Raw genomic sequence first — 24190 nt, 5'->3', positions numbered from 1 at the left:
TACAAATAAGTGGTAAAAAGTGGTGTTTTGTGGTAAAAATTGCGAAATTCTGTAAAAAATAACCGCACTTATTTTTAACAAGAGATCTCAAACAATGTTTCGTGGCGCATCATCGGTAAATTTGGATTCAAAGGGACGGCTTGCCATTCCTACCCGTTACCGTGCCGAGATCCTAGAAAAAAATAATGGGCAAATGGTTTGTACCGTGGATATTCGTCAACCTTGCTTGTTACTTTATCCCTTAGATGAATGGGAAGTTGTTGAGCAAAAATTATTAAGTTTGTCGAATTTTGATCCTGTGCAACGGAGTTTACAACGTGTGATGCTTGGTTATGCCACAGAATGTGAGCTGGATAGCGTAGGGCGAATTTTAATTAGCTCGCCATTACGCCAGCACGCGAAACTAGAAAAAAGCACGATGTTAGTCGGTCAGCTTAACAAATTTGAAATTTGGAGCGAGCTAGAATGGCACGCACAGATTCAACAAGATATGGCACTTGGTGCAAGTGGGCAACTTGCGCAATCTCCTGAATTGATCACGCTGTCATTATAAGAGAAGGGTAACTTCCAAAAAAGAACAGCGGCACTAGCAGAGATAAGCGGTGTCTTCGGACTCCGCTTATCTCATTTTACTATTTAATTTTTTATTATTTATTAAAAAGTTATGAACGCGCAGAACCTTTTTTCTTCACCTGAACATTTCACCGTTTTATTAAATGAAGCGGTGGACGGTTTGGCGTTGAAAGAAAAAGGCATCTATATTGATGGCACTTTTGGGCGCGGCGGTCATTCTCGTCTGATTTTATCTCGCTTATCCAAAGATGGCAGATTAATCGCCATTGATCGCGATCCACGTGCGATTGTGGCGGCAGCGCAAATTCAAGATCCACGTTTTCAGATCGAACACAATAGCTTTTCCGAGATCCCTGAGATCTGCGAAAAATTAGGTTTAGTTGGTAAAATTGACGGTATTTTGCTCGATCTTGGCGTATCTTCCCCTCAATTAGATGAAGCTGAGCGCGGTTTTAGTTTTATGAAAGATGGTCCGCTTGATATGCGAATGGATACCACCCAAGGTTTATCGGCGGCCGAATGGTTGCAACAGGTTTCTGAGCAAGATTTAGCTTGGGTATTGAAAACCTTTGGTGAAGAGCGTTTTGCTAAGCGCATTGCACAAGCCATTGTTAATTATAATAAAAATGCACGTCAAAACGGCACAGAACCACTTAATCGCACCTTGCAATTAGCTGAGCTGATTGCGCAATCGGTTCCTTTTAAAGATAAATATAAACACCCAGCTACGCGTAGTTTTCAGGCAATTCGTATTTTCATTAATTCTGAATTAGAAGAGCTAGAACGTGTCTTGCAAGGGGCTTTACAAGTATTAGCGCCACAAGGACGTTTGTCGATCATCAGCTTCCATTCCCTTGAAGATCGTATGGTGAAACATTTTATGCGTAAGCAAAGCAAGGGCGAAAGTTTGCCGAAAGGCTTGCCGCTGCGTGAAGATCAAATTCAGCGTAGCCAAACCTTAAAAACCATTGGCAAGGCGATTATGCCAAGTGAACAAGAAATTGCCCAAAATGCCCGCTCAAGAAGTGCGGTGCTGCGTATTGCGGAGAGAGTATAAAAATGGTTGAAAATTCAGAACGTTATCCATTGCGTAGCATTATTGCCGAAGATCTCTTTGCCTCAAATAAATTAGTGATGGCGTTAATGGTATTGGTGATTGTGAGTGCATTAAGCACCATTTGGATTACTCACAAAACGCGTGGCTTGATCGCGGAAAAAGGTGAATTAGTGTTGCAACACCAAGCCTTGGAAAATGAATTTTTAAATCTTAAGTTAGAAGAAGCAACCCAAAGCGATAATACCCGTGTTGAGGCGATTGCTACGGGAAAATTACAGATGAAACGTGTTGTGCCAGAACAAGAAGTTTTGTTATTGGAATAATTAATAGACCCTAAGGTGCAAAATGATCAAGAAGAAAAATCACAGAACAAAGCGTAGCACCAGCACAGGCAGTGCAATTAAACGCAACAAACCTAAAATTTCCTACCATAATAGTTTTTTGAAAGGTCGTTTTTATTGGTCGATCGCCGCTGTTGTACTTGGGTTAAGTGCCTTGATTGCACGCGCGGCTTATATACAAGTGGTAAATGCCGATCCACTGGCTGATGAGGCGGATAAACGCTCAGTGCGTACTCAGCAAGTGCTTTCTGTGCGTGGTTCAATCTTAGATCGCAATGGACAACTTCTTTCTGTCAGCGTACCGATGTATTCTGTGGTGGCTGATGCTAAATTCGTGTTTGAAGAAAATTCTTTGCAAGATAAAGAACGTTGGCAAGCACTCGCCAAAGCCCTTGGCGTTTCTTATAGCAATTTAATTAAGCGTGTGGAAAAAGATCCTTCTTCTCGCTTTGTATATTTATCTCGTCAGGTTTCCCCAACCGTTGCTGATTATGTTAAACAACTGAAAATCAAAGGTGTAGTGTTAAAAACAGAAGCACGCCGTTTTTATCCAAGAGTGGAAGAAACCGCCCATTTGATCGGCTACACCAATATTGATGGTGAAGGCATTGAAGGCATTGAGAAAAGTTTTAACTCATTATTGGTGGGTAAATCAGGCTCTCGCACCTATCGCAAGGACAAATTTGGACATGTAGTGGAAGACATCGCCGATGTTAAAAAATATGACGCACACGATGTTACCTTGAGTATTGATGAAAAATTGCAATCAATGGTTTACCGCGAAATCAAAAAAGCGGTGGCAGAAAATAAGGCAGAATCAGGAACCGCGGTGTTAGTGGATATTCGCACAGGTGAAGTGCTCGCAATGGTCAATGCCCCTTCCTACAATCCAAATAATCGTGCTGGTGTAAAAGCTGATTTAATGCGAAACCGTGCCATTACTGATACCTTTGAGCCGGGTTCAACAGTAAAACCTTTTGTGGTTTTGACCGCACTTCAAAATGGCGTAGTAAAACGTAACGAAGTGATTAACACAGGGCCGCTAGTGCTAAATGGACACGAAGTCAAAGACGTTGCACCAAGAGATCGCCAAACCCTTGATGAAATTTTGGAAAACTCCAGTAACCGTGGTGTGAGCCGCTTAGCTTTGCGTATGCCACCAAGCGCGTTAATGGAAACTTACCAAAACGCAGGTTTAGGCAAACCAACAGATTTAGGCTTGATTGGTGAGCAATCAGGGATCTTAAATGCAAATCGTAAACGTTGGGCTGAGATTGAACGTGCCAACGTTGCCTATGGTTATGGTTTGAATGCAACGCCGTTACAAATTGCACGCGCCTATGTTACCTTAGGCAGTTTCGGGATTTATCGCCCACTTTCCATTACCAAGGTTGATCCACCTGTGATCGGGCAGCGCGTTTTCCCTGAAAAAATCACCCGTGAAGTGGTGAATATGATGGAAAAAGTGGCAATCAAAAATAAACGCGCAATGGTGGAAGGCTATCGCGTTGGGATCAAAACAGGGACAGCGAAAAAGCTAGAAAAAGGTCGCTATGTGGATAAATATATTGCTTATACCGCAGGCATTGCGCCAGTCAGTAACCCACGTTATGCCCTGATTGTTTTAATTAATGATCCGAAAGCAGGGCAATATTATGGTGGGGCGGTTTCTGCACCATTGTTCTCAAATATTATGGGCTATGCGTTACGAATGAATAACGTTCCGCCTGATGCGGTGGAGCAACAAAAAGTCGCTAAACGCACCGTTCGTTTAAATACTCAGAAAAAAGATGAAACAACGAACTAATTTTTGATCAAGGAAAAATAATGAAAAAACTCACCGCACTTTTGGGGATCGATCATTTGCCCCAAGAAGTTGAGCTGACCGAAATGACGTTAGACAGCCGCTCTGCAAAGACTGGCTGTCTTTTCGTTGCTATAAAAGGGCATCAAACGGACGGCAGAAACTACATTCCGCAAGCTATTGCTAATGGCGCAAGTGCGGTGCTTTTTGAAGCAGATTTTGCGCAGCAACACTTAACCGTCAAAATGGAACAAGGCATTCCGCTTATTGCCTATTATGAATTACCGCAACATTTATCGCGTCTTGCAGGGCAATTTTATAATGATCCTTCAGCCCATTTAACCCTCGTTGGCGTAACAGGAACGAATGGCAAAACCACGGTGGCTCAGCTTGTGGCACAGTGGGCGAACTTGCTTGGACATAAAAGTGCAGTAATGGGAACCATTGGCAATGGCTTGCTTGGGCAAATTAAGGAAGCGGCAAATACCACGGGTTCAGCCATTGAAATTCAGTCCACCCTTGCGGAATTTGTACAGGCTGGCGCAGATTTTGCCGCCATTGAAGTGTCATCACACGGCTTGGTGCAACATCGTGTTGAAGCACTGCAATTTGCCGTGGCTATTTTTACCAACCTGAGTCGTGATCATCTTGATTATCACCACACAATGGAAAATTATGCTGCTGCGAAATACCGTTTATTCAGCGAGTTAAATAGCGCGCATCAGGTGATTAACGCTGATGATCCTGTGGGCGCACAATGGTTACAGCAATTACCCAATGCAATTGCGGTGAGCTGCAAAGCGGATTATCAACCAAACCATAAACAATGGCTCAAAGCAGAACAAGTTCAATTCCATAATCAAGGTGCGATTATTCATTTCACGTCTAGTTGGGGCGAGGGTGAATTACATAGCCCATTGATTGGCGCATTTAATGTCAGCAATTTATTATTTGCTTTCGCCAGTCTGCTTGCCTTAGGTTATTCTTTAAACGAACTTTGTCAACGTGCGGGGAAATTACAAGGTGTTTGTGGGCGAATGGAACGTTTGAATGCGACAAATCAAGCCACGGCAATCGTGGATTATGCCCACACGCCAGATGCCTTAGAAAAAGCCTTGCAAGCGGCACGTTTGCATTGTGAAGGGGCGCTTTATTGCGTGTTTGGTTGCGGTGGTGATCGGGATATAGGGAAGCGTCCGCAAATGGCACACATTGCAGAGCAGTTTGCTGATTTTGTGATTGTTACAGACGACAATCCACGCACGGAAGATGCAGAAACTATTATGCAAGACATTCAAGCGGGATTTGTGGATTTAAGCAAGGTACAGATTATTCATCAGCGTGATCAAGCGATTCAACAAGCACTTAGAATGGCGCAACCGCAAGATGTGGTGCTGATTGCCGGCAAAGGCCACGAAGATTACCAAATTATTGGCACAACGAAATTGCCGTTTTCCGATCAAGCGACAGTAAAACAATATTTTAGTGAAACAAAATGATTAAATTAACCACCCAACAATTGGCTGATATTCTCAATGGCACGCTTTATGGTGATGAGCGTGTCGCGATTGAAAATATCAGCACGGATACCCGTCAAGCCAATCCGCAAGGGCTATTTTTTGCCTTAAAAGGTGAGCGTTTTGATGGTCATCAATATTTAGCCAATGCCGTGGAACAAGGCGCATTGGCGCTGATCGTAGATCATCAATGTGAAATAGATGTGCCACAAATTGTTGTGGCGGACACTCGCCTTGCCTTAGGGCTGCTAGGTAAATGGCTAAAAGCACAAATTAACCCTTTAACAGTGGCGATCACGGGATCATCAGGCAAAACCACGGTGAAAGAAATGACTGCCGCCATTTTGCAACAAAGTGCGGGGGATTTTTCCCGAGTTTTATTTACCAACGGTAATTTCAATAATGATATTGGCGTGCCACTAACCTTATTACGCCTTACTCCACAGCATAAATTTGCGGTGATTGAATTGGGCGCCAATCATCTAGGTGAAATTGCGTACACCACGGAATTAGTACGTCCTAACGTGGCGATGGTGAATAATGTGGCCGCTGCGCATTTGGAAGGTTTTGGTAGTCTTGCAGGCGTGGCACAAGCCAAAGGCGAAATCTATCAAGGGCTTGCGCAACAAGGCATCGCCTTGATTAATTTAGATTGCAATTATCTGGCGGATTGGCAAAAGAATATTGGCGATCACCAAGTGCGGTCGTTTTCTTTAACAAATTCACAAGCGGATTTTTATGCCACGGATATTCAGCTCAACGGGCAAGGATCGCAATTTACCTTACACAGCCCACAGGGCGAGATTGCTATTCAGTTGCCTTATTTAGGCGAGCATAACATCAGCAATGCATTGGCAGCTGCGGCGTTAGCAATGAATGTGGGCGCAAGCCTTTCTGATGTGCAGCAGGGCTTGGCAAAAGGCACAAAAGTGAAAGGGCGTTTATTCCCGATTCAGCCTTGCGAAAATTTATTGTTACTCGATGACACTTATAACGCCAATGTGGATTCCTTGCAGTCGGCGATTCAAGTGTTACAAAAATATCCCGCTTTTCGCATTTTAATAGTTGGCGATATGGCAGAATTAGGCGAAAATAGTCAGCTTTGCCATCAGCAAGTGGGCGAGGCGGCGAAAGCGGCACAGCTTGATTATGTGGTGAGCTATGGCGAACACAGCGCGGTAATTTCAGCGCAATGTGGCGGAATGCACTTCATCGATCAAGGGCGATTAGTGGATTTTATTCGTCCGATAATTGCAGAAAAACTGTCGCAAAATCAAAACGTAGTGGTGTTAGCCAAAGGCTCTCGCCGAATGCAATTAGAAAATGTAATTGAATTATTAAAGGATAATTTCCAATGTTAGTTTGGCTCGCGGAATATCTCCAGCAATATCAAAGTGGCTTTAATGTCGTTTCTTATATTACCGTGCGTGCGATCTTAGCTTTATTGACTGCACTATTAATTTCTTTATGGATTGGCCTTAAAGTGATTCGTCGCTTACAAATCCTAAAATTTGGCCAAGAAGTGCGTAATGATGGCCCTGAAAGCCATTTAAGCAAAAAAGGCACGCCAACGATGGGCGGTATTATGATTTTATTTGCCATTACCGTTAGTACCTTGCTGTGGGCAAATTTAGCCAATCCTTATGTTTGGTTTAGTTTGTTTGTGTTGCTCGGTTATGGCGCAGTGGGTTTTGTGGACGATTACCGCAAAATCACCCGCAAAAACACGGACGGCTTAATTGCACGCTGGAAATATTTTTGGCTATCAGCCATTGCGCTCGTTGCGGTATTTGGTATGTATGCTGTGGGGAAAGATACCGATGCCACGCGCCTTGTCGTACCATTCTTTAAAGAAGTGATGCCGCAGCTTGGCTTGTTCTATATCGTGTTGGCCTATTTTGTGATTGTAGGGACAAGTAACGCGGTGAATTTAACAGACGGCTTAGACGGCCTTGCCATTATGCCAACTGTCTTTGTGGCAGGGGCATTTGCTTTAATTGCGTGGGCAACAGGTAACGTAGAATGGTCAAATTATTTGTATATTCCGCATATTAAATACACTTCTGAACTGGTGGTGTTCTGTACCGCCATTGTCGGTGCAGGCTTAGGCTTCCTCTGGTTTAATACTTACCCTGCGCAAGTGTTTATGGGCGATGTGGGATCGCTCGCACTAGGGGGGGCATTAGGTGTGGTGGCCGTGCTAGTTCGCCAGGAATTTTTATTAGTGATTATGGGCGGTGTGTTTGTAATGGAAACTCTGTCTGTAATTTTGCAAGTGGGTTCTTACAAACTGCGTAAACAGCGTATTTTCCGTATGGCACCTATTCACCATCATTTTGAATTAAAAGGCTGGCCTGAACCGCGCGTGATTATTCGCTTTTGGATTATTTCCCTAATGCTTGTATTACTTGGCTTGGTTACTTTGAAGTTACGTTAAAAAGGTTAAGAGCAAACAATGAATCAATATCAAGATAAAAATATCTGTGTGGTGGGCTTGGGCAAAACAGGATTGTCTTGCGTGGACTATTTACTTGCGCAACAAGCCAAGGTGCGCGTGATGGATACCCGCCAATCGCCAGCGGGTGTGGAACAATTACCTTCAAATGTGCCAGTGCATACGGGCGGCTTAAACCCACAATGGTTGCTGGAAAGCGATATGATTGTAATCAGCCCGGGGCTTGCAGTAAAAACACCAGAAATTTATACCGCACTTCAAGCAGGCGTTGAAGTGGTGGGCGATATTGAATTGTTCTGCCGTGCTGCCGATAAACCGATTATTGCCATTACAGGTTCAAACGGCAAAAGCACGGTAACCACCTTAGTAGCAGAAATGGCGAAAGCGGCCGGCTTAACGGTGGGAATGGGCGGAAATATTGGCATTCCTGCCCTTTCTTTGCTTGAACAAAATCACGATATTTATGTGCTGGAGCTATCAAGTTTCCAACTGGAAACCACTTACAGCTTAAAAGCCATTGCCGCTACCGTATTAAATGTGAGCGAAGATCATATGAATCGCTATGTGGATTTAGAAGATTATCGCCAAGCCAAATTAAAAATTTATCATCATTGCCAAACCGCGGTGATTAATGCAGAAGATCCGTTAACCCAACAAGACGGCACAGAGCGAGCGAAGCACCAAGTGAGCTTTGGCGAAACGAACGCAGATTATTGGCTAAAAAGCGAAAACGGTAAGCAATATTTAATGGCTTATGAAGAAATGATTTTACCTTGCGATGAAATAAAATTGACGGGGCGCCATAATTATATGAATGCACTGGCCGCGATTGCTCTTGCACAAAGTGCGGGGATAAATTTGCAAGGTATTTGCACCGCACTTCGTGAATTTACAGGGCTAGATCACCGTTTTCAATTAGCGCATTTTGCCCAAAGCGTGCGTTGGATTAACGATTCCAAAGCGACTAATGTGGGTAGCACCGTGGCAGCGCTCACCGGCTTACAAGTGTCGGGTAAACTTTATTTATTACTTGGTGGTGATGGCAAAGGCGCTGATTTTTCTGAACTCGCCGCGTTGATTAATCAACCGCATATTGAATGTTATTGTTTTGGACAAGATGGCGGAAAATTGGCTCAACTTTCGCAGCAAAGCTATTTGTTTGACACAATGGAACAAGCGATAGAAGCCTTTCGTTCGCAACTCAAATCAGGCGATATGGTCTTGCTTTCCCCAGCTTGTGCGAGCCTTGATCAATTCGCCTCATTTGAAAAGCGTGGCGAAGAATTTACCCGCTTAGCCAAATTAAGTTAGAGAATCATCAATGCAGTTTATTGAAAATTTAAAAGCCCATTCAAGAATTACGCCAAATAATTTGCTCTACGACAGAGCATTATTATGGCTCTTTGTGAGTTTGCTCGTGATTGGATTGATCGCAGTATCCTCTGCGTCAATTCCCGTGGGAGCGAGATTATTCAATGACTCTTTCTATTTTGCAAAACGTGATGCCATCTATGTTGTGCTATCAATTTTTGCTTGCTATACCGTATTAAATATTCCAACGACTTTCTGGGAAAAGTATTATGGCTATATTTTTTGGATTGCAATGATTTTGCTCGTTATGGTGCTTATTCCTGGAATTGGCTCAAGAATTAATGGGGCTAGACGTTGGATTCCAATGATCTTCTTTAATTTCCAGCCGGCTGAATTTGCTAAGTTGGCACTCACTTGTTTCCTTGCTAGCTACTTTACCCGCCGTTATGACGAAGTGCGTAGCCGCAAGCTCAGTGCATTCAAGCCCTTAGTCGTAATGGGATTATTGGGCGGTTTATTATTATTGCAACCCGATCTAGGAAGTACCGTTGTTTTATTTGTGATTACCTTTGGTTTACTTTGGATTGTGGGGGCGAATTTCTGGCAGTTCTTTGCCTTGGCTTGTTCTGGTGTCTTGCTTGTATTATGGCTAGCGATTTCATCGGCTTACCGACTGAAACGTTTAACGGGATTTATGGACCCTTTTAAAGACCCTTATGGCACAGGTTTTCAGCTTTCAAACTCATTAATGGCGTTTGGACGAGGGGAGATTACAGGCGAAGGACTGGGAAATTCCATTCAAAAATTAGAATATTTACCAGAAGCGCATACTGATTTTGTGATGGCAGTCATTGGTGAAGAATTTGGCTTAATCGGCATTCTCTTTGTGATCACATTGTTAGCGTTATTAGTGTTTAGAGCAATGAAAATAGGACGAGAATCATTGCAACTAGAACAGCGTTTCAAAGGATTTTTAGCTTTCGGCATTAGTTTTTGGATTTTCTTCCAAGGCTTCGTAAATTTAGGCATGGCATTAGGTTTGTTGCCAACCAAAGGGCTGACTTTCCCATTGGTGAGTTATGGCGGATCAAGTTTGATTATTATGTCTGTCAGTATCGGGATTTTATTACGCATTGATCACGAAAATCGACTAATGCGAAGTGGACACGCACGTTTGCGTGATGATTAAGAAAAAGGACACATTGTGGCACAACAAAAAAAACGTTTATTGGTGATGGCAGGTGGAACTGGCGGACACGTTTTCCCTGCGATTGCCGTTGCACAATATTTACAGCAACAGGGTTGGGAGATCTGTTGGCTTGGCACGCAAGATCGTATGGAAGCACAATTAGTGCCGAAACACGGTATCCCGATTAAATTTATCCAAATTTCGGGCTTGCGTGGCAAAGGCATAAAAGCGTTGCTTGCTGCACCATTTAAAATTGTACGTGCGATTTTCCAAGCGAAAAAAATTATTCAAGAATATCAGCCTAATGCCGTGCTTGGTATGGGTGGTTATGTTTCAGGGCCGGGTGGCGTGGCAGCAAAATTATGCGGTGTACCTATTGTGTTGCACGAACAAAATGCCGTGGCAGGGCTAACAAATTCTTGGTTAGCCAAAATTGCGACTCGGGTGTTGCAAGCCTTTCCTAACACCTTTCCAAATACGGAAGTGGTGGGCAACCCTGTGCGTCAATCCTTGTTTGAAATGCCAAGTCCTGCACAGCGTTTCGCTAAGCGTTTAGGCAAATTAAGAGTGCTTGTGGTGGGTGGCAGCCAAGGGGCGCGCGTGTTAAATCTCACTTTGCCGAAAGTGGTGGAAGCCTTAGAGGATAAATTGACCGCTCGCCATCAAGTGGGGGCAAATATGTCAGAAAAAATCACCGCACTTTATCCTCAAGGCGCTGATGTACAAGTAACGGATTTTATTGATGATATGGCAGAAGCCTATGGCTGGGCGGATATTGTGATTTGTCGTTCAGGCGCATTAACGGTGTGCGAACTTGCCGCCGTAGGGACGCCCGCAATTTTCGTGCCATTCCAACATAAAGACAGACAACAATATTTGAATGCGAAATATTTAGCGGACGTGGGCGCAGCCAAAATTATCGAACAAAAAGATCTCACGCCAGAAGCACTGATCGAGATGTTGAACCAATTTGATCGTAGCCAATTATTAACAATGGCGGAAAAAGCCAAGGCAATGGCAACACCAAAATCTGCTCAGCAAGTAGCAGAAGTGATTATTAATGTGGCGAAATAAAAGAATAACAAGAGGCAGAGCAATGAAAGAATTTCAAAAACGAGTAAGACAAACCGTGCCAGAAATGCGCCGTGTGAAACAAATTCATTTTGTCGGCATTGGTGGTGCGGGAATGGGTGGTATCGCGGAAGTCTTGTTGAATGAAGGTTACCAAGTAACAGGATCGGATATTGCGGAAAATGCGGTAACCCAACGCTTAAGTGCGTTAGGTGCAAAAATATATTTTTCTCACCAAGCAGCCAATGTTGATGGTGCAAGTGTGGTGGTGGTATCCAGCGCCATTAAAGATGATAATGTAGAAGTGGTGGAAGCGCACAATAACCGTATTCCTGTGATTCAACGTGCGCAAATGTTAGCGGAAATTATGCGTTTCCGTCACGGCATTGCCATTGCGGGGACACACGGTAAAACCACAACAACCGCAATGATCTCAATGATTTATGCGCAGGCAGGGCTTGATCCGACTTTCGTAAATGGCGGATTGGTGAAATCAGCTGGCACAAATGCTCATTTAGGCGCAAGCCGTTATTTAATCGCGGAAGCGGATGAAAGCGATGCGTCTTTTTTACACTTACAACCAATGGTTTCGGTGGTGACCAATATTGAGCCTGACCATATGGAAACCTATCACGGTGATTTTGAAGAAATGAAACAAACCTATGTGAATTTCTTGCATAATTTACCCTTTTATGGCTTAGCGGTAATGTGTGCAGATGATCCTGTGCTACTTGAGTTGATTCCAAAAGTTGGACGTCAAGTGATCACTTATGGTTTTAGCGAAAATGCGGATTATCGCATTGAAGATTATCAGCAAACAGGCTTTCAAGGGCATTACACCGTGGTTACGCCTCAAGGTGAACGCGTCAATGTATTGCTTAACGTACCAGGTAAGCATAATGCGTTAAATGCAACCGCAGCCTTTGCCGTGGCAAAAGAAGAGGGTATTAGCAACGAGGCTATTTTAGCTGCCTTAGCGGATTTCCAAGGCGCAGGACGCCGTTTTGATCAGCTTGGTCAGTTTATTCGTCCTAACGGAAAAGTGATGTTAGTGGACGATTATGGGCATCACCCAACAGAAGTGGACGTAACCATTGAAGCAGCGAAAAAAGGTTGGGAAAACAAACGAATTGTGATGATTTTCCAACCGCACCGTTATTCGCGTACGCGAGATTTATTTGATGATTTTGTGCAAGTACTATCTCAAGTTGATGTGCTATTAATGCTTGATGTGTATGCTGCAGGTGAAGCACCGATTGCTGGGGCTGATAGCCGTTCGTTATGCCGTTCTATTCGTAATTTAGGTAAAGTTGATCCGATTTTTGTGGCTGAACAAGAAAGTCTTGCGGAAATTTTGGATCAGGTTATTCAAGACGGTGATTTAATTTTGGCGCAAGGCGCTGGCAATGTGAGTAAACTATCCCGTCAATTAGCCGATAAGTGGACAGAAAATTAATTGGAAGTAGTATGAAAAAAACATTAAAACAAGAAAAAATTGCCGTGTTACTTGGCGGAACTTCTGCCGAGCGTGAGGTTTCACTTAATTCAGGCGAAGCCGTGCTTAATGCGTTAAAAAGCCTTGGTTATGACGCGCACCCGATCGATCCGAAAACCTTTCCTGTGGCGGAATTAAAACAACAGGGCTTTGATCGTGTATTCAATATTTTGCACGGCCGCGGTGGGGAAGACGGCACAATGCAAGGCTTGCTTGAGCAAATTGGTATTCCTTACACAGGCTGTGGCGTAATGGCATCTGCCTTAACAATGGATAAAATGCGGACCAAAATGTTGTGGAAAGCTTTTGGTTTGCCAGTGGCGAATATGGAAATCGTAACAAAATCAACAGTATCCGAACTAAATCCTGCCGCAGTTGTCGAAAAATTAGGTCTGCCGTTAATGGTAAAACCTTCGTTAGAAGGTTCAAGTGTAGGGCTAAGAAAAGTCAATCAACTTGATGAATTACAAAGTGCGGTGGAATTTGCCTTAGGTTTTGACGATACCATTTTGATTGAAGAATGGCTTGCAGGTGATGAATTTACTGTGCCTGTTTTAGATAATGAAGTATTGCCAGCGATCAAAATCGTGCCTGAAGGTGAGTTTTATGATTATGAAGCGAAATATGTTTCCGATAATACGCAATATTTTTGTCCAGCAGGTTTAACTGATGAACGCGAGCAAGAATTACGTCAATTAGTGAAGCGTGCTTATGATGCAGTAGGTTGTCGTGGTTGGAGCCGTATTGATGTGATGATGGACGGTGAAGGACAATTCCGCTTAGTGGAAGTGAACACTAACCCAGGAATGACCAGCCATAGTTTATTCCCAAAATCAGCCGCAACGGTGGGTTATTCTTTTGAACAGCTTGTAGAGAAAATTTTGGAGCTTAGTGTTTAATGAAGTTATGGCGACATAAAGCGACACAAAGCATACGCACTGGAGAGCCAAGAGCTCGCTTTTTTATGCAGGTCAAGCCATTAATTGTGCTATTATGTCTAGGGTTAATGTTTTATGTTTACTCAAATTGGCAAAATTGGCTCGAAAAACTAGATGATCGCCCTATTAGTGCCTTTAATCTCGTAGGAACACCGGCATTCACCACTGATGAAGATGTGCGTGATATGCTGATAAAAATGGGCGATCTTAAAGGTTTCTTTGGGCAAGATGTGAGTTTAGTGCGTGAGCAAATCCAAAAAATGCCTTGGGTTAAACAAGCCGTAGTGAGAAAAATCTGGCCTGACCGACTAAACATTTTGGTCAGTGAATATACGCCTGTCGCCGTTTGGAACGATAATGAATTTTTATCTAGCGATGGCGTGGTATTCAAATTACCAGTGGATAAATTACAGGATAAAAATTTACCGCACTTAGCAGGGCCGGATTATCAAAGTTTAGTGGTGTTAGATGCGTGGAAAAAGATTTACCAAGATCTAAAAACAAAAGGGCTAACATTAAAATCCGTTGCCATTGATGATCGAGAGGCTTGGCAATTAGAACTTGATAATGGCGTATTATTAAAATTGGGACGGGGAGAGTGGAAAAGCAAACTCGATCGTTTTGCCACCATTTATCCGCAAATTGAAGTTCCTGAAAATAAAAAGTTATCCTATGTCGATCTCCGCTATAAAGTAGGGGCTGCCGTAGGAATGGTTGATATAAACGAATAATTTTACCTGATAAGAAGTTAGAAAATGGCAAAGATTGTGGAATCAAAAACGATTGTTGGATTGGAAGTCGGTACTTCTAAAGTCGTCGCTGTTGTGGGTGAAGTGTTGCCAGACGGCGTAGTGAATATCTTAGGCGTGGGAAGCTGCCCTTCCAAGGGCATTGATAAAGGTAGCATTACTGACCTAAACGCAGTGGTTACCTCAATTCAACGGGCAATCGAGGCGGCGGAATCCGTGGCAGATTGCCAAATTATAAGCGTTACCTTGGCGATTACGGGCGATCACATTCAAAGCTTAAATGAAAGCGGTTTTGTGCCGATTGTTGAAGGTGAAGTTACGCAAGAGGAAATTGATTCCGCAATGCACACCGCCAGCTCAGTGAGAATGGGCGAAGGGCTTTCCTTATTGCATATTATTCCGCAAGAATATGCCGTAGATAAACAGGTAAATATTAAAGATCCTCTAGGCTTACAGGGCGTTCGTTTAAAAGCGCAAGCGCATTTGATCGCCTGCCATCAGGATTGGCAAAACAACCTTAAAAAAGCGGTAGAACGCTGTAAATTAAAAGTAGATAAAATCGTTTATTCGGGCGTGGCATCAGGTTGCTCCGTGCTAACGGAAGATGAAAAAGATCTTGGCGTGTGCTTAATTGATTTCGGTGCTGGCACAATGGACATTGTGGTTTACACCAACGGCGCATTGCGTTTTAGTAAAGTAATTCCTTATGCAGGAAATCGTGTTACCGATGACATCGCCTATGCCTGCGAAACCTCAAGAACAGAAGCTGAACGCATTAAAGTGAATTACAGCAGTGCGTGGAATCCTCCATCTTCACACCCAGAAAAGCGAATTGAAGTGGCAGGCATCGGTGGACGAGCACCGCGCGTGCTAACAAAAGAACAATTATCGGTTGCGACTTCTGCGCGTTATGAAGAATTATTAGGCTTAGTTCGCCAAGAATTAAACCAATTACAGTACGAACTTGAAAGCAAACAAATGAAGTTTGAATTAATCGCCGGTATTGTAATTACTGGTGGTGGCGCACAGATTGAAGACTTAAAACAATGTGCAATGAAAGTGTTTGGAATGCAAGTGCGTATCGGTAGCCCATTAAATATTACCGGCTTAACCGATTATGTAAATAAACCGCAATATTCTACCGTTGTGGGGTTATTACAATATAACCATAATGATGAAGATGAAAGCCCAATTAACGAACAATATGGCTCAGGAGAGAGTGTTTTAGGGGCATTCTGGTCAGGATTGAAAAAAGTTGTAAATAAAGTGCGGTCAGAATTTTAACCACTTTTATTTAAAATGGGAGAAACAAAATGAATGATACATTATTGATCAGCGTGCTTGGTATCGGAACTTATGGCACAAAAGCACTCCATATGATTATGGATAAAATGCAGAAAAACGATCAAGACGATACGTTCATTACCGCACCAAATAGCAATGAATTTGCGTTTTATGCCATAGATAACGATAAAGAAGTGCTTAATTCAAGTAACGCGCAAGATAGCTTATTGCTCAGTGATGAATTAAATCAAGAATCTTTGGCGGATCAACAAGTAGAAGAAAAATTACGCCAAATGGTGGGCGACAGCGATTTTGTTATCTTGGTTTCAGCCGTTGGAGGTAACACATCGTCAATGGTGATTGCAACGGTTGCAGATAGACTTAACGCAATGAAAATCCCAATGGCGGCGGTAGTCGTGAAACCGTTTGAGTTTGAAGAGCAAAAACGTATCAATAATGCAGAGGTTGCGATCAGCAAATTGGAAAAATTAGTTACAACCCTTAAAGTGTTAAATAATAACGAAGCGATCGCAAAAACTGATAATCAACCTTCAAAACAACTGTTTGCCCAAGCGGATAGTGAATTGGTTGAGTTCGTATTAAGTTTTAGTGAAAAACATTTTATTGCTTAAAAATAAAAGTGCGGTGGAAAATTTACGATTTTTTCGACTTCTTTTATTATTTTTGGGAATTTTTAGCAATAAAGTGCGGTCAGAATTTTGAGAATTTTTATTTTTCATCTACAATAAGAGCAATTTAAGTTTTAATTTTGTGCCAGCAAATCTTGGCATTAACGGAGAATAACTATGTTTGAACCAGTGGATTATGATCTTGGTGATATGAACGGCGCACTGATTAAAGTCGTTGGTGTTGGTGGTGGTGGCGGTAATGCCGTAAACCATATGGTTGCTAATATGATTAAAAACGATATTGGCGGCACGTTAGTGGGCGCTGATGAATTAGCTTTCCCAACAACAAATGACGAACACGATAGAATTATTTTCTATGCCGTAAACACAGATGCGCAAGCATTGCGTAAAAGCAATGTGCAACAAACTGTTCAAATCGGTGGTTCAACAACTAAAGGACTTGGTGCGGGTGCGAACCCAAATGTGGGGCGTAAAGCCGCAGAAGATGATCAAGATGCCATTCGTGCAATGCTTGAAGGGGCTGATATGGTGTTTATCGCCGCGGGTATGGGCGGTGGTACAGGAACAGGTGCTGCACCAATTGTTGCGCAAATTGCAAAAGAATTAGGTATTTTGACTGTTGCCGTAGTAACCAAGCCTTTCTCATTTGAAGGTAGAAAGCGTATGCAATTTGCTGAAATGGGAATTAAAGAGCTTTCTAAACACGTTGATTCTTTGATCATCATTCCAAATGAGAAGTTATTAAAAGTATTAGGTAAAAACATCAGCTTAGTGAATGCTTTTGCTGCTGCAAATGATATTCTCCGTAATGCAGTAACAGGTATTTCCGATATGATTACTTCTCCGGGTCTAATCAACGTAGACTTTGCAGACGTTCGTACCGTAATGTCTGAAATGGGGCGTGCAATGATGGGCTCGGGCGTTGTTCAAGGTGAAGCTGGTGATGGACGTGCAGAGAAAGCGGCACAAGAAGCGGTTGCTAGCCCATTATTGGAAGATGTGGATTTAGCTGGCGCAAGAGGGGTGCTTGTTAATGTTACTGCAGGTTTTGACCTAACCTTAGATGAATTTACCGTGGTGGGGGATACAATCAAAGCCTTTGCTTCAGAAGAAGCTACTGTTGTAGTGGGAACAACCTTAGTGCCAGATATGACAGACGAATTGCGCGTAACGATTGTTGCAACGGGTATTGGTGATATTGATGAGCCAGATATTCAAATTGCACCGCGTACCGCACCATTAGGTCAGCCGATGCAAAAAGCAAATCCAGAACCATTTGGGCAACAGCAGGCAACAGCTTATCAGCCACATAATCTACAACAAGGACAAATGCCAAATCGCCCTGCGGATTTAACGAATAGAAACATTTTAGATACGCCAATTACTGATCGCTTAAATTCTCTTAAAAGAGAAGATGGTTTAGTTAACGCGAACAGTTTTATGCGTAAACCAGAAGATAAGTAAAGGAATAAATCTTATTGTTATACAGTGGATTTAGAAAACATTATGATTAAACAAAGAACCTTAAAACAGAGTATCAAAGTAACAGGCGTGGGGCTACATAGTGGTAACAAAGTAACTCTAACTTTACGTCCTGCAATGGCAAATACTGGGGTGATTTACTGCCGTACGGATTTAAACCCACCAGTAACGTTCCCTGCCAACGCAAATGCCGTACGTGATACAATGCTTTGTACTTGTTTGATAAATGAAGAAGGCATTCGTATTTCAACGGTAGAGCATTTGAATGCCGCCTTAGCTGGCTTAGGCATTGATAATGTGATTATTGAAGTGGACGCGCCAGAAATTCCAATTATGGACGGCAGTGCAAGCCCATTCATTTATCTTTTATTAGATGCAGGCATTGAAGAACAAAATGTAGCAAAAAAATTTATTCGCGTGAAAAAGCCAATTCGTGTGGAAGACGGCGATAAATGGGCAGAATTTAAACCTTACAACGGTTTCCGTTTAGATTTCACCATTGATTTCAATCACCCTGCGATTGGTAAAGATGTGCGTAATTATGTAATGGATTTCTCCGCACAAGCGTTCGTGCAACAAATTAGTCGTGCAAGAACCTTTGGTTTTATGAAAGACATTGAATATTTACAATCACAAGGTTTAGCGTTAGGTGGTAGCCTAGATAACGCTATTGTGCTTGATGATTATCGCATCTTAAATGAAGATGGTCTTCGCTTTAAAGATGAGCTAGTGCGCCACAAAATGCTTGATGCTATTGGTGATTTATATATGTGTGGTTATAACATCATCGGTGATTTCAAAGCCTATAAATCAGGACACGGCTTAAATAACAAATTGTTAAGAGCCTTGCTTGAAGATCAAGAAGCGTGGGAGTTTGTTACCTTTGAAGATAAACAGCAAGTACCACAAGGTTATCTTGCGCCAAATCAAGTATTTATCTAAATCGTAAAACGAATAAAGCCATATTAAAAAATATGGCTTTATTTTTCACCGCACTTTATTTTATTCACTTTTTTCCATTTCTATCCGTTTCACAATATCTTGCAAAATCGTTTTTAATTTTTCAAAAACAAATAATACTCGCTCACTCACCACGCTTTGATAAGGGCGATATAAATAAAGCTGCCATTTTTGTTTTTCCACCTCTGGAAACAGTTCTACCAATTTGCCTTGATCGATATAAGGCTGGCATAAAATATCAATCAGCTGCGAGCAAGTTCGCCCTGCGAGCGCCGATTGCAATTCGCTATACATATCGGAAGCCAAAAATTTCGGGTGGGTTGGAATAAAATGCTGTTGGGCATTAATTTGCCAGTGCCAAATGCGTTTCAGTTTCGGGTTAATCAAGCCGCTGAGCGGATAGTTTAACGCCAGATCTTGTAGGCTCTCAGGCGTGCCTAAACGTTGCAATAATTTTGGTGCAGCAACAATTTTTTCTTGCAAGGTAAAGATATGATGGGCTATCCAATCTTGTTCTGGCTCAAGGCACACGCGCAGCCCAATATCAATTTGATCATCAATGGTTTTCAGCTTATCTAAAGAAACACGCCAATCAATGACCAAATCGGGATAGGGTTCAAGTGCGGTCAATAATTCATATAAAAGCTGATCGTTATAAGGCATAGGCGGTACGGTAATTCGCACAATGCCTTGCATCGCTTTATCATTAATTTTTTGTGAAGAAAAAAGCCGTTCGCTATCGACCAATAATTGTTGTGCTTGGGGCAGAAATTGTTCGCCAAATTCGGTGAGTTTAATGCTACGCGTATTACGTTGAAACAAGCGTTCACCCAGCAGATTTTCTAGCTCGGCAATCATTCGGGTGACCACTTGTGGCGATACCGCAAGGCGTTGTGCAGCTTCGCGAAAATTTAAGGTTTCACTGGCAACACTAAAATAACGAAGTGCATCAAGTTTATTCATATTATTCCTTTTTTGCGAATAGTCTATTCCGATTTTATCCCTTTTCAATGTAATTATCTAGGGATAGAATGCACGCCAGAAAAAACGCTAAAACGGTTTTTCATAGTGAACTTTATAAGATAAAAACTTTTGGAGAGTAAAATGACAGATTTAAGTAAAAACCCCGTGGCGGATCGCGCTGAACACAATGCGTTCTTCCCATCAGAATATTCTTTAACACAATATACCAGCAAAAAAACAGATTTTGACGGTTTCAAATTCGATAAACCTTATACTGGCGGTAAACACAAAGTATTAATGATCGGCACAGATGAGCGTTATATCGAAATGCAAAACGGTAAATTATTCTCAACAGGTAACCACCCCGTTGAAATGTTATTACCTATGTTGCATATGCACCACGCAGGCTTTGAAATTGATGTGGCAACCTTATCAGGTAACCCAGTTAAATTAGAAATTTGGGCAATGCCAGAAGAAGACAAAGCGGTAATGGATTTATATAACCAATACTTGCCAAAATTAGTAAATCCGAAAAAATTAGAAGATATTTTACCTGAAGTGTTAGCGGAAGATTCACCTTATATCGCGGTATTTATCCCAGGGGGTCACGGCGTATTAGCTGGCGTGCCACACAGCAAAGACGTGAAAAAAGTGTTAGATTGGGCATTAAATAAAGATAAACACGTGATCACTTTATGCCACGGCCCAGCGTCTTTATTAGCGGCTGGCGTAGGCGAAAAAGCGGAAGATTTCCCATTCAAAGGCTATGAGCTTTGCGTATTCCCTGATTCATTAGATGAAGGCGCTAACCAAGCAATCGGCTATATGCCAGGTAAATTACAATGGTTAGTGGGTGAAAACCTTGCTAAATTAGGCGTGAAAATTATGAACGAAGGCATCACAGGTCAAGTTCATAAAGATCGCAAATTGCTTACTGGTGACAGCCCATTAGCATCAAATAATCTAGGTATTTTAGCTGCTGGTGAATTATTGAAAGCAGTGAAATAATCCAAAGAGCGGTGTAAAAATTGAGAAAATTTTCACCGCTCTTTTTTTATCTAATAAGATCAATGAAATAAGGAATAACAATGAGCAATAATATTCAAGGCAAAGTGGTATTAATCACAGGGGCGTCAAGTGGACTAGGTGAAGAAACCGCGCGTCATTTAGCGTCATTAGGGGCTAAAGTGGTGTTAGGCGCAAGACGCTTAGAGCGTTTGCAAGCCCTTGCTGAGCAAATTCAACAGCAAGGTGGCGAAGCCGTTGTGGTGCAAATGGACGTATCAAAACGTGAAGACGTAGAAAAATTGGCACAAGCCGCGTTGCAACAATTTGGTCGCATTGATGTGTTAATCAACAACGCAGGCATTATGCCGGGCGCGGTGATGAGCGCATTAAAAGTGGACGAATGGGATCGAATGATTGATGTGAATATCAAAGGCGTGCTATACGGCATTGCGGCGGTGCTGCCAACAATGCTCGCACAAAACTCAGGGCATATCATCAATCTTTCTTCTGTGGCTGGCTTGAAAGTGTCATCGGGCGGCGGCACGGTATATAGCGCCACAAAATTCGCTGTGAAAGCCATTAGCGAAGGGTTGCGTGCCGAAATGGCAGGACATAATATCCGCGTAACCACCCTGTACCCAGGGGCGATTGAAAGCGAACTAAAATTCAGCAGCAGCGATCCAGAATCTCGCGAACGCGTGCAAAAATTCTATGCTGCCCACGAAATCCCCGCCAGCTCCATTGCCCGTGCTATTGCTTATGCGGTGGAACAGCCAGATAACGTTGCCGTGAACGAAATCACCGTTCGCCCAACGGTGCAAGAGTTTTAATTTACGCCCATTTTTATCACATAATGCCGTTTTTGAACGGCATTATTGTTGTTACGGGAATAAGGAAAATATCAATGCAGCAATTAATGCAACAAATTAATATGCGAGAAGCGGGAACGCCCGATGTGTTATTTATAGAACAAGCCGCCATTCCCACAGCACGAGCAGGTGAGTTGCTCGTAAAAGTCGCTTACGCTGGGGTAAATCGCCCTGATATTATGCAACGCCAAGGGCTGTATCCAATGCCTAAGGGCGTTACGCCAATTATGGGCTTGGAGCTTTCCGGCACAGTGGTTGCGGTTGGTGAAGGTGTGAGTGAATTTCAGCTAGGCGATAAAGTTTGCGCCTTAACAGATGGTGGTGCTTATGCTGAATATTGCCTTGTGCCAGCTAGCCAAGCCTTGCCAGTTCCTAAAAATTATTCGTTGCTAGAAGCCGCCGCGTTGCCCGAAACCCTTTTCACCGTTTGGGTAAATTTGTTTATGCAACAACAGGTTAAAGCAGGGGAGAGTCTATTGGTTCACGGCGGAACAAGTGGCATTGGGCTAACGGCGCTTGCTATCGCACAAAGCCTAGGCATTAAAACCTATGCTACCGTAGGCAATGCAGAAAAATGTGCCGTTGTTGAACAATATGGTGCGGTTGCGATTAATTATAAAACGCAAGATTTCGCCGAAGTTATTCAAAGTGCGGGCGGAATTGATGCGATTTTAGATGTGGTCGGCGCGAGTTATTTCCAACGAAATTTAGCTTGCTTAAAGCAAAATGGCAGATTGTTTTTAATCGGCTTTATGGGCGGTGCCGTGGCTCAAAACGTAGATTTATTGCAAATCGCCTTAAAACGCGCCCACATCACTGGATCAACAATGCGTAGCCGCACTAAAGCTGAAAAAGCGGAAATCGCAAAATCGTTAAAACAAAATGTTTGGGGCAAATTAGAAAGCGAACAAATCGCCAAGCCAATTATTCATCAAGTATTTGATTTTAAAGATGTTCAACAAGCACACCAAGAAATGGATAAAGGCACGCATATTGGCAAGGTGATGTTGGCGTTTGATAAGGGGGAATAGGGGGATGGATTTTTAGACTATTGAGATTTCTTTGTAATTAGCCAAACAATAAAGTGCGGTGATTTTTCAATGAATTTTAAAAATTCAAAAAATTCTCGCCGCACTTTAAAATTCACCTTAGCTACATTTTTAATTCAAATCACTGAAAGAAAAAGAAACACACATTCATTTGATCTCAAATAAAATCTTGTTTATCCTACCCCAATCCCCTATAACCGAGATAACAAAATGGCACTGGATTTAGCAGAAATTAGACAACAAATCACCCAAATTGACCGCAGTTTATTAAAACTGCTTTCGGAGCGTCATCGTTTGGCTTATGACGTGGTGCGTAGTAAGGAAATCACGCAGAAAGCCTTGCGTGATGTGGAGCGTGAGCAACAATTATTACAAGAATTGATTCAATTTTCTGAAAATGAAAATTATCAGCTTGATCCACAATATATCACGCAAATTTTCCAGAAAATTATTGAAGATTCTGTGCTGACTCAGCAAGCCTATTTGCAAAAGAAACTCAATGAACAGCGTGAGCAAAATAGCCATATTGCTTTCTTAGGCAAACGCGGATCTTATTCTCATCTTGCGGCACGCAGTTATGCAACCCGTTATCAAAAACCGTTCATTGAACTGAGTTGCAGCTCTTTCGAGCAAGTATTTGAAAAAGTGCAAAATGGCGAGGCGGATTACGGCATTTTGCCGCTGGAAAACACGACTTCAGGTTCAATTAATGAAGTCTATGATTTGTTGCAACATACGGATTTATCGCTCATTGGTGAATTGGCATACCCGATCAAACATTGCGTACTCGCAACAGAACACAGTGAGTTAAGCCAAATTGACACCCTATACAGCCATCCGCAAGTGATCCAGCAATGCAGCCAGTTTATTCGCAGCCTTGATCGTGTACATATCGAATATTGCGAAAGTAGCTCACACGCAATGCAGTTAGTGGCAAGCCTGAATAAGCCAAATATTGCAGCATTGGGGAATGAAGATGGTGGCCATCTTTATGGCTTACGCGTGCTAAAGAGCAACATTGCCAACCAAGAGAATAACATCACCCGTTTTATTGTGATTGCCAAAGAACCTGTGGTGGTATCGCCGCAAATTCACACTAAAACCCTGTTATTAATGACGACAAATAAACGCCAAGCAGGCTCATTGGTGGAGGCGTTATTGGTGTTCAAAAAGCATAATATTAATATGACGAAACTGGAATCCCGCCCAATTTATGGTCAGCCGTGGGACGAAATGTTCTATCTTGAAATTGATGCCAATATCAATAACCCAGAAGTGCAACAAGCGTTAGAAGAATTGCAAGCACATAGCAACTATCTAAAAATTCTCGGCTGCTATCCGAGTGAGATTGTAAAGCCTGTGGAAGTAAATTAAGCAGGTAAAATCTAAAAATACAAGGCATAATAGATAAAAGTGCGGTGGAAA

At 42.5% G+C, this 24190-nt stretch carries 22 protein-coding genes; 21 read left to right on the top strand and 1 reads right to left on the bottom strand.

What is annotated here, in order from left to right; all coding sequences use genetic code 11:
* The first annotated feature begins 94 nt into the window (after nucleotides 1-94).
* The 17 genes from mraZ (at nucleotide 95) to lpxC (ending at nucleotide 18858) form a co-directional block, all read left to right on the top strand.
* A complete protein-coding gene (mraZ, locus tag ACNAV8_RS04750; RefSeq protein WP_103854596.1) occupies nucleotides 95-553 on the top strand; it encodes a division/cell wall cluster transcriptional repressor MraZ in 459 nt (152 codons plus the stop codon).
* Between the two features lie 111 nt (nucleotides 554-664).
* Nucleotides 665-1630 carry a 16S rRNA (cytosine(1402)-N(4))-methyltransferase RsmH gene (gene rsmH / locus ACNAV8_RS04745; RefSeq protein ID WP_103854595.1) on the top strand — a complete coding sequence of 322 codons (966 nt, stop codon included), beginning with the start codon at nucleotides 665-667 and terminating at the stop codon, nucleotides 1628-1630.
* A 2-nt stretch (nucleotides 1631-1632) separates the two neighbouring features.
* Complete coding sequence (ftsL, locus tag ACNAV8_RS04740) at nucleotides 1633-1953, top strand: cell division protein FtsL (RefSeq protein ID WP_103854594.1); 321 nt, start codon at nucleotides 1633-1635, stop codon at nucleotides 1951-1953.
* 22 nt (nucleotides 1954-1975) lie between these two features.
* The gene (gene ftsI / locus ACNAV8_RS04735) at nucleotides 1976-3778 is read left to right on the top strand and encodes a peptidoglycan glycosyltransferase FtsI (protein ID WP_103854593.1); all 1803 of its coding nucleotides are present in this window, start codon (nucleotides 1976-1978) and stop codon (nucleotides 3776-3778) included.
* A 20-nt stretch (nucleotides 3779-3798) separates the two neighbouring features.
* A complete protein-coding gene (gene murE / locus ACNAV8_RS04730) occupies nucleotides 3799-5274 on the top strand; it encodes a UDP-N-acetylmuramoyl-L-alanyl-D-glutamate--2,6-diaminopimelate ligase (RefSeq protein ID WP_103854592.1) in 1476 nt (491 codons plus the stop codon).
* Entirely contained in the window at nucleotides 5271-6653 is a 1383-nt protein-coding gene (gene murF / locus ACNAV8_RS04725; protein ID WP_103854591.1) for a UDP-N-acetylmuramoyl-tripeptide--D-alanyl-D-alanine ligase, read from the top strand. Before murE ends, murF begins: the two co-directional genes overlap by 4 nt.
* The gene (gene mraY / locus ACNAV8_RS04720; protein ID WP_103854590.1) at nucleotides 6647-7729 is read left to right on the top strand and encodes a phospho-N-acetylmuramoyl-pentapeptide-transferase; all 1083 of its coding nucleotides are present in this window, start codon (nucleotides 6647-6649) and stop codon (nucleotides 7727-7729) included. Before murF ends, mraY begins: the two co-directional genes overlap by 7 nt.
* An 18-nt stretch (nucleotides 7730-7747) precedes the next feature.
* On the top strand, nucleotides 7748-9058 hold the full coding sequence (gene murD / locus ACNAV8_RS04715) for a UDP-N-acetylmuramoyl-L-alanine--D-glutamate ligase (protein ID WP_103854589.1): 1311 nt from the start codon (nucleotides 7748-7750) through the stop codon (nucleotides 9056-9058).
* Nucleotides 9059-9068: 10 nt separating this feature from the next.
* Nucleotides 9069-10247, top strand: coding sequence for a putative lipid II flippase FtsW (ftsW, locus tag ACNAV8_RS04710; protein WP_103854588.1), 1179 nt, complete (start codon nucleotides 9069-9071; stop codon nucleotides 10245-10247).
* Nucleotides 10248-10262: 15 nt separating this feature from the next.
* Nucleotides 10263-11321, top strand: a complete 1059-nt coding sequence (murG, locus tag ACNAV8_RS04705; protein ID WP_103854587.1) for an undecaprenyldiphospho-muramoylpentapeptide beta-N-acetylglucosaminyltransferase — start codon at nucleotides 10263-10265, stop codon at nucleotides 11319-11321.
* Nucleotides 11322-11343: 22 nt separating this feature from the next.
* Nucleotides 11344-12774, top strand: a complete 1431-nt coding sequence (gene murC, locus ACNAV8_RS04700; protein WP_415777300.1) for a UDP-N-acetylmuramate--L-alanine ligase — start codon at nucleotides 11344-11346, stop codon at nucleotides 12772-12774.
* Nucleotides 12775-12785: 11 nt separating this feature from the next.
* Nucleotides 12786-13712, top strand: a complete 927-nt coding sequence (locus ACNAV8_RS04695) for a D-alanine--D-alanine ligase (protein ID WP_415777299.1) — start codon at nucleotides 12786-12788, stop codon at nucleotides 13710-13712.
* The gene (locus tag ACNAV8_RS04690) at nucleotides 13712-14482 is read left to right on the top strand and encodes a cell division protein FtsQ/DivIB (RefSeq protein WP_415777298.1); all 771 of its coding nucleotides are present in this window, start codon (nucleotides 13712-13714) and stop codon (nucleotides 14480-14482) included. The genes ACNAV8_RS04695 and ACNAV8_RS04690 overlap by 1 nt, the downstream gene beginning before the upstream one ends.
* Nucleotides 14483-14506: 24 nt before the next feature.
* Nucleotides 14507-15784: a cell division protein FtsA gene (ftsA, locus tag ACNAV8_RS04685; protein ID WP_103854585.1), complete on the top strand. Its 1278-nt coding sequence runs from the start codon at nucleotides 14507-14509 to the stop codon at nucleotides 15782-15784.
* A 29-nt stretch (nucleotides 15785-15813) separates the two neighbouring features.
* The gene (locus ACNAV8_RS04680) at nucleotides 15814-16416 is read left to right on the top strand and encodes an FtsZ/tubulin family protein (protein WP_103854584.1); all 603 of its coding nucleotides are present in this window, start codon (nucleotides 15814-15816) and stop codon (nucleotides 16414-16416) included.
* Between the two features lie 174 nt (nucleotides 16417-16590).
* Nucleotides 16591-17898, top strand: a complete 1308-nt coding sequence (gene ftsZ / locus ACNAV8_RS04675) for a cell division protein FtsZ (protein ID WP_103854583.1) — start codon at nucleotides 16591-16593, stop codon at nucleotides 17896-17898.
* A gap of 42 nt (nucleotides 17899-17940) precedes the next feature.
* On the top strand, nucleotides 17941-18858 hold the full coding sequence (gene lpxC / locus ACNAV8_RS04670; protein ID WP_103854610.1) for a UDP-3-O-acyl-N-acetylglucosamine deacetylase: 918 nt from the start codon (nucleotides 17941-17943) through the stop codon (nucleotides 18856-18858).
* A 60-nt stretch (nucleotides 18859-18918) separates the two neighbouring features.
* Here lpxC and ACNAV8_RS04665 read toward each other — a convergent pair whose 3' ends face one another.
* Nucleotides 18919-19839 carry a LysR family transcriptional regulator gene (locus ACNAV8_RS04665; RefSeq protein ID WP_415777297.1) on the bottom strand — a complete coding sequence of 307 codons (921 nt, stop codon included), beginning with the start codon at nucleotides 19837-19839 and terminating at the stop codon, nucleotides 18919-18921.
* Nucleotides 19840-19980: 141 nt separating this feature from the next.
* On the opposite strand from ACNAV8_RS04665, the gene hchA reads away from it, so the two are divergent.
* The 4 genes from hchA to pheA all read left to right on the top strand — a co-directional run bounded on the left by hchA (nucleotide 19981) and on the right by pheA (nucleotide 24139).
* Nucleotides 19981-20847 carry a glyoxalase III HchA gene (gene hchA, locus ACNAV8_RS04660; protein WP_415777296.1) on the top strand — a complete coding sequence of 289 codons (867 nt, stop codon included), beginning with the start codon at nucleotides 19981-19983 and terminating at the stop codon, nucleotides 20845-20847.
* Nucleotides 20848-20927: 80 nt separating this feature from the next.
* The gene (locus tag ACNAV8_RS04655) at nucleotides 20928-21677 is read left to right on the top strand and encodes an SDR family oxidoreductase (RefSeq protein WP_103854582.1); all 750 of its coding nucleotides are present in this window, start codon (nucleotides 20928-20930) and stop codon (nucleotides 21675-21677) included.
* Between the two features lie 74 nt (nucleotides 21678-21751).
* On the top strand, nucleotides 21752-22747 hold the full coding sequence (locus ACNAV8_RS04650; protein WP_103854581.1) for an NAD(P)H-quinone oxidoreductase: 996 nt from the start codon (nucleotides 21752-21754) through the stop codon (nucleotides 22745-22747).
* Between the two features lie 228 nt (nucleotides 22748-22975).
* Nucleotides 22976-24139 (top strand): prephenate dehydratase, encoded by a 1164-nt coding sequence (pheA, locus tag ACNAV8_RS04645; protein WP_103854580.1) that lies wholly within the window; start codon nucleotides 22976-22978, stop codon nucleotides 24137-24139.
* Nucleotides 24140-24190: the final 51 nt, after the last annotated feature.

The organism is Avibacterium endocarditidis (assembly GCF_965138825.1).
GTDB lineage: Bacteria > Pseudomonadota > Gammaproteobacteria > Enterobacterales > Pasteurellaceae > Avibacterium > Avibacterium endocarditidis.
This window is presented reverse-complemented; position numbering and strand designations above follow the sequence as displayed.

Bases quoted from the DNA above. Each gene is read 5' to 3' on its own strand.
- mraZ (WP_103854596.1), top strand. From the start codon at position 95: ATGTTTCGTGGCGCATCATCGGTAAATTTGGATTCAAAGGGACGGCTT.
- rsmH (WP_103854595.1), top strand. From the start codon at position 665: ATGAACGCGCAGAACCTTTTTTCTTCACCTGAACATTTCACCGTTTTA.
- ftsL (WP_103854594.1), top strand. From the start codon at position 1,633: ATGGTTGAAAATTCAGAACGTTATCCATTGCGTAGCATTATTGCCGAA.
- ftsI (WP_103854593.1), top strand. From the start codon at position 1,976: ATGATCAAGAAGAAAAATCACAGAACAAAGCGTAGCACCAGCACAGGC.
- murE (WP_103854592.1), top strand. From the start codon at position 3,799: ATGAAAAAACTCACCGCACTTTTGGGGATCGATCATTTGCCCCAAGAA.
- murF (WP_103854591.1), top strand. From the start codon at position 5,271: ATGATTAAATTAACCACCCAACAATTGGCTGATATTCTCAATGGCACG.
- mraY (WP_103854590.1), top strand. From the start codon at position 6,647: ATGTTAGTTTGGCTCGCGGAATATCTCCAGCAATATCAAAGTGGCTTT.
- murD (WP_103854589.1), top strand. From the start codon at position 7,748: ATGAATCAATATCAAGATAAAAATATCTGTGTGGTGGGCTTGGGCAAA.
- ftsW (WP_103854588.1), top strand. From the start codon at position 9,069: ATGCAGTTTATTGAAAATTTAAAAGCCCATTCAAGAATTACGCCAAAT.
- murC (WP_415777300.1), top strand. From the start codon at position 11,344: ATGAAAGAATTTCAAAAACGAGTAAGACAAACCGTGCCAGAAATGCGC.
- ACNAV8_RS04695 (WP_415777299.1), top strand. From the start codon at position 12,786: ATGAAAAAAACATTAAAACAAGAAAAAATTGCCGTGTTACTTGGCGGA.
- ACNAV8_RS04690 (WP_415777298.1), top strand. From the start codon at position 13,712: ATGAAGTTATGGCGACATAAAGCGACACAAAGCATACGCACTGGAGAG.
- ftsA (WP_103854585.1), top strand. From the start codon at position 14,507: ATGGCAAAGATTGTGGAATCAAAAACGATTGTTGGATTGGAAGTCGGT.
- ACNAV8_RS04680 (WP_103854584.1), top strand. From the start codon at position 15,814: ATGAATGATACATTATTGATCAGCGTGCTTGGTATCGGAACTTATGGC.
- ftsZ (WP_103854583.1), top strand. From the start codon at position 16,591: ATGTTTGAACCAGTGGATTATGATCTTGGTGATATGAACGGCGCACTG.
- lpxC (WP_103854610.1), top strand. From the start codon at position 17,941: ATGATTAAACAAAGAACCTTAAAACAGAGTATCAAAGTAACAGGCGTG.
- ACNAV8_RS04665 (WP_415777297.1), bottom strand. From the start codon at position 19,839: ATGAATAAACTTGATGCACTTCGTTATTTTAGTGTTGCCAGTGAAACC.
- hchA (WP_415777296.1), top strand. From the start codon at position 19,981: ATGACAGATTTAAGTAAAAACCCCGTGGCGGATCGCGCTGAACACAAT.
- ACNAV8_RS04655 (WP_103854582.1), top strand. From the start codon at position 20,928: ATGAGCAATAATATTCAAGGCAAAGTGGTATTAATCACAGGGGCGTCA.
- ACNAV8_RS04650 (WP_103854581.1), top strand. From the start codon at position 21,752: ATGCAGCAATTAATGCAACAAATTAATATGCGAGAAGCGGGAACGCCC.
- pheA (WP_103854580.1), top strand. From the start codon at position 22,976: ATGGCACTGGATTTAGCAGAAATTAGACAACAAATCACCCAAATTGAC.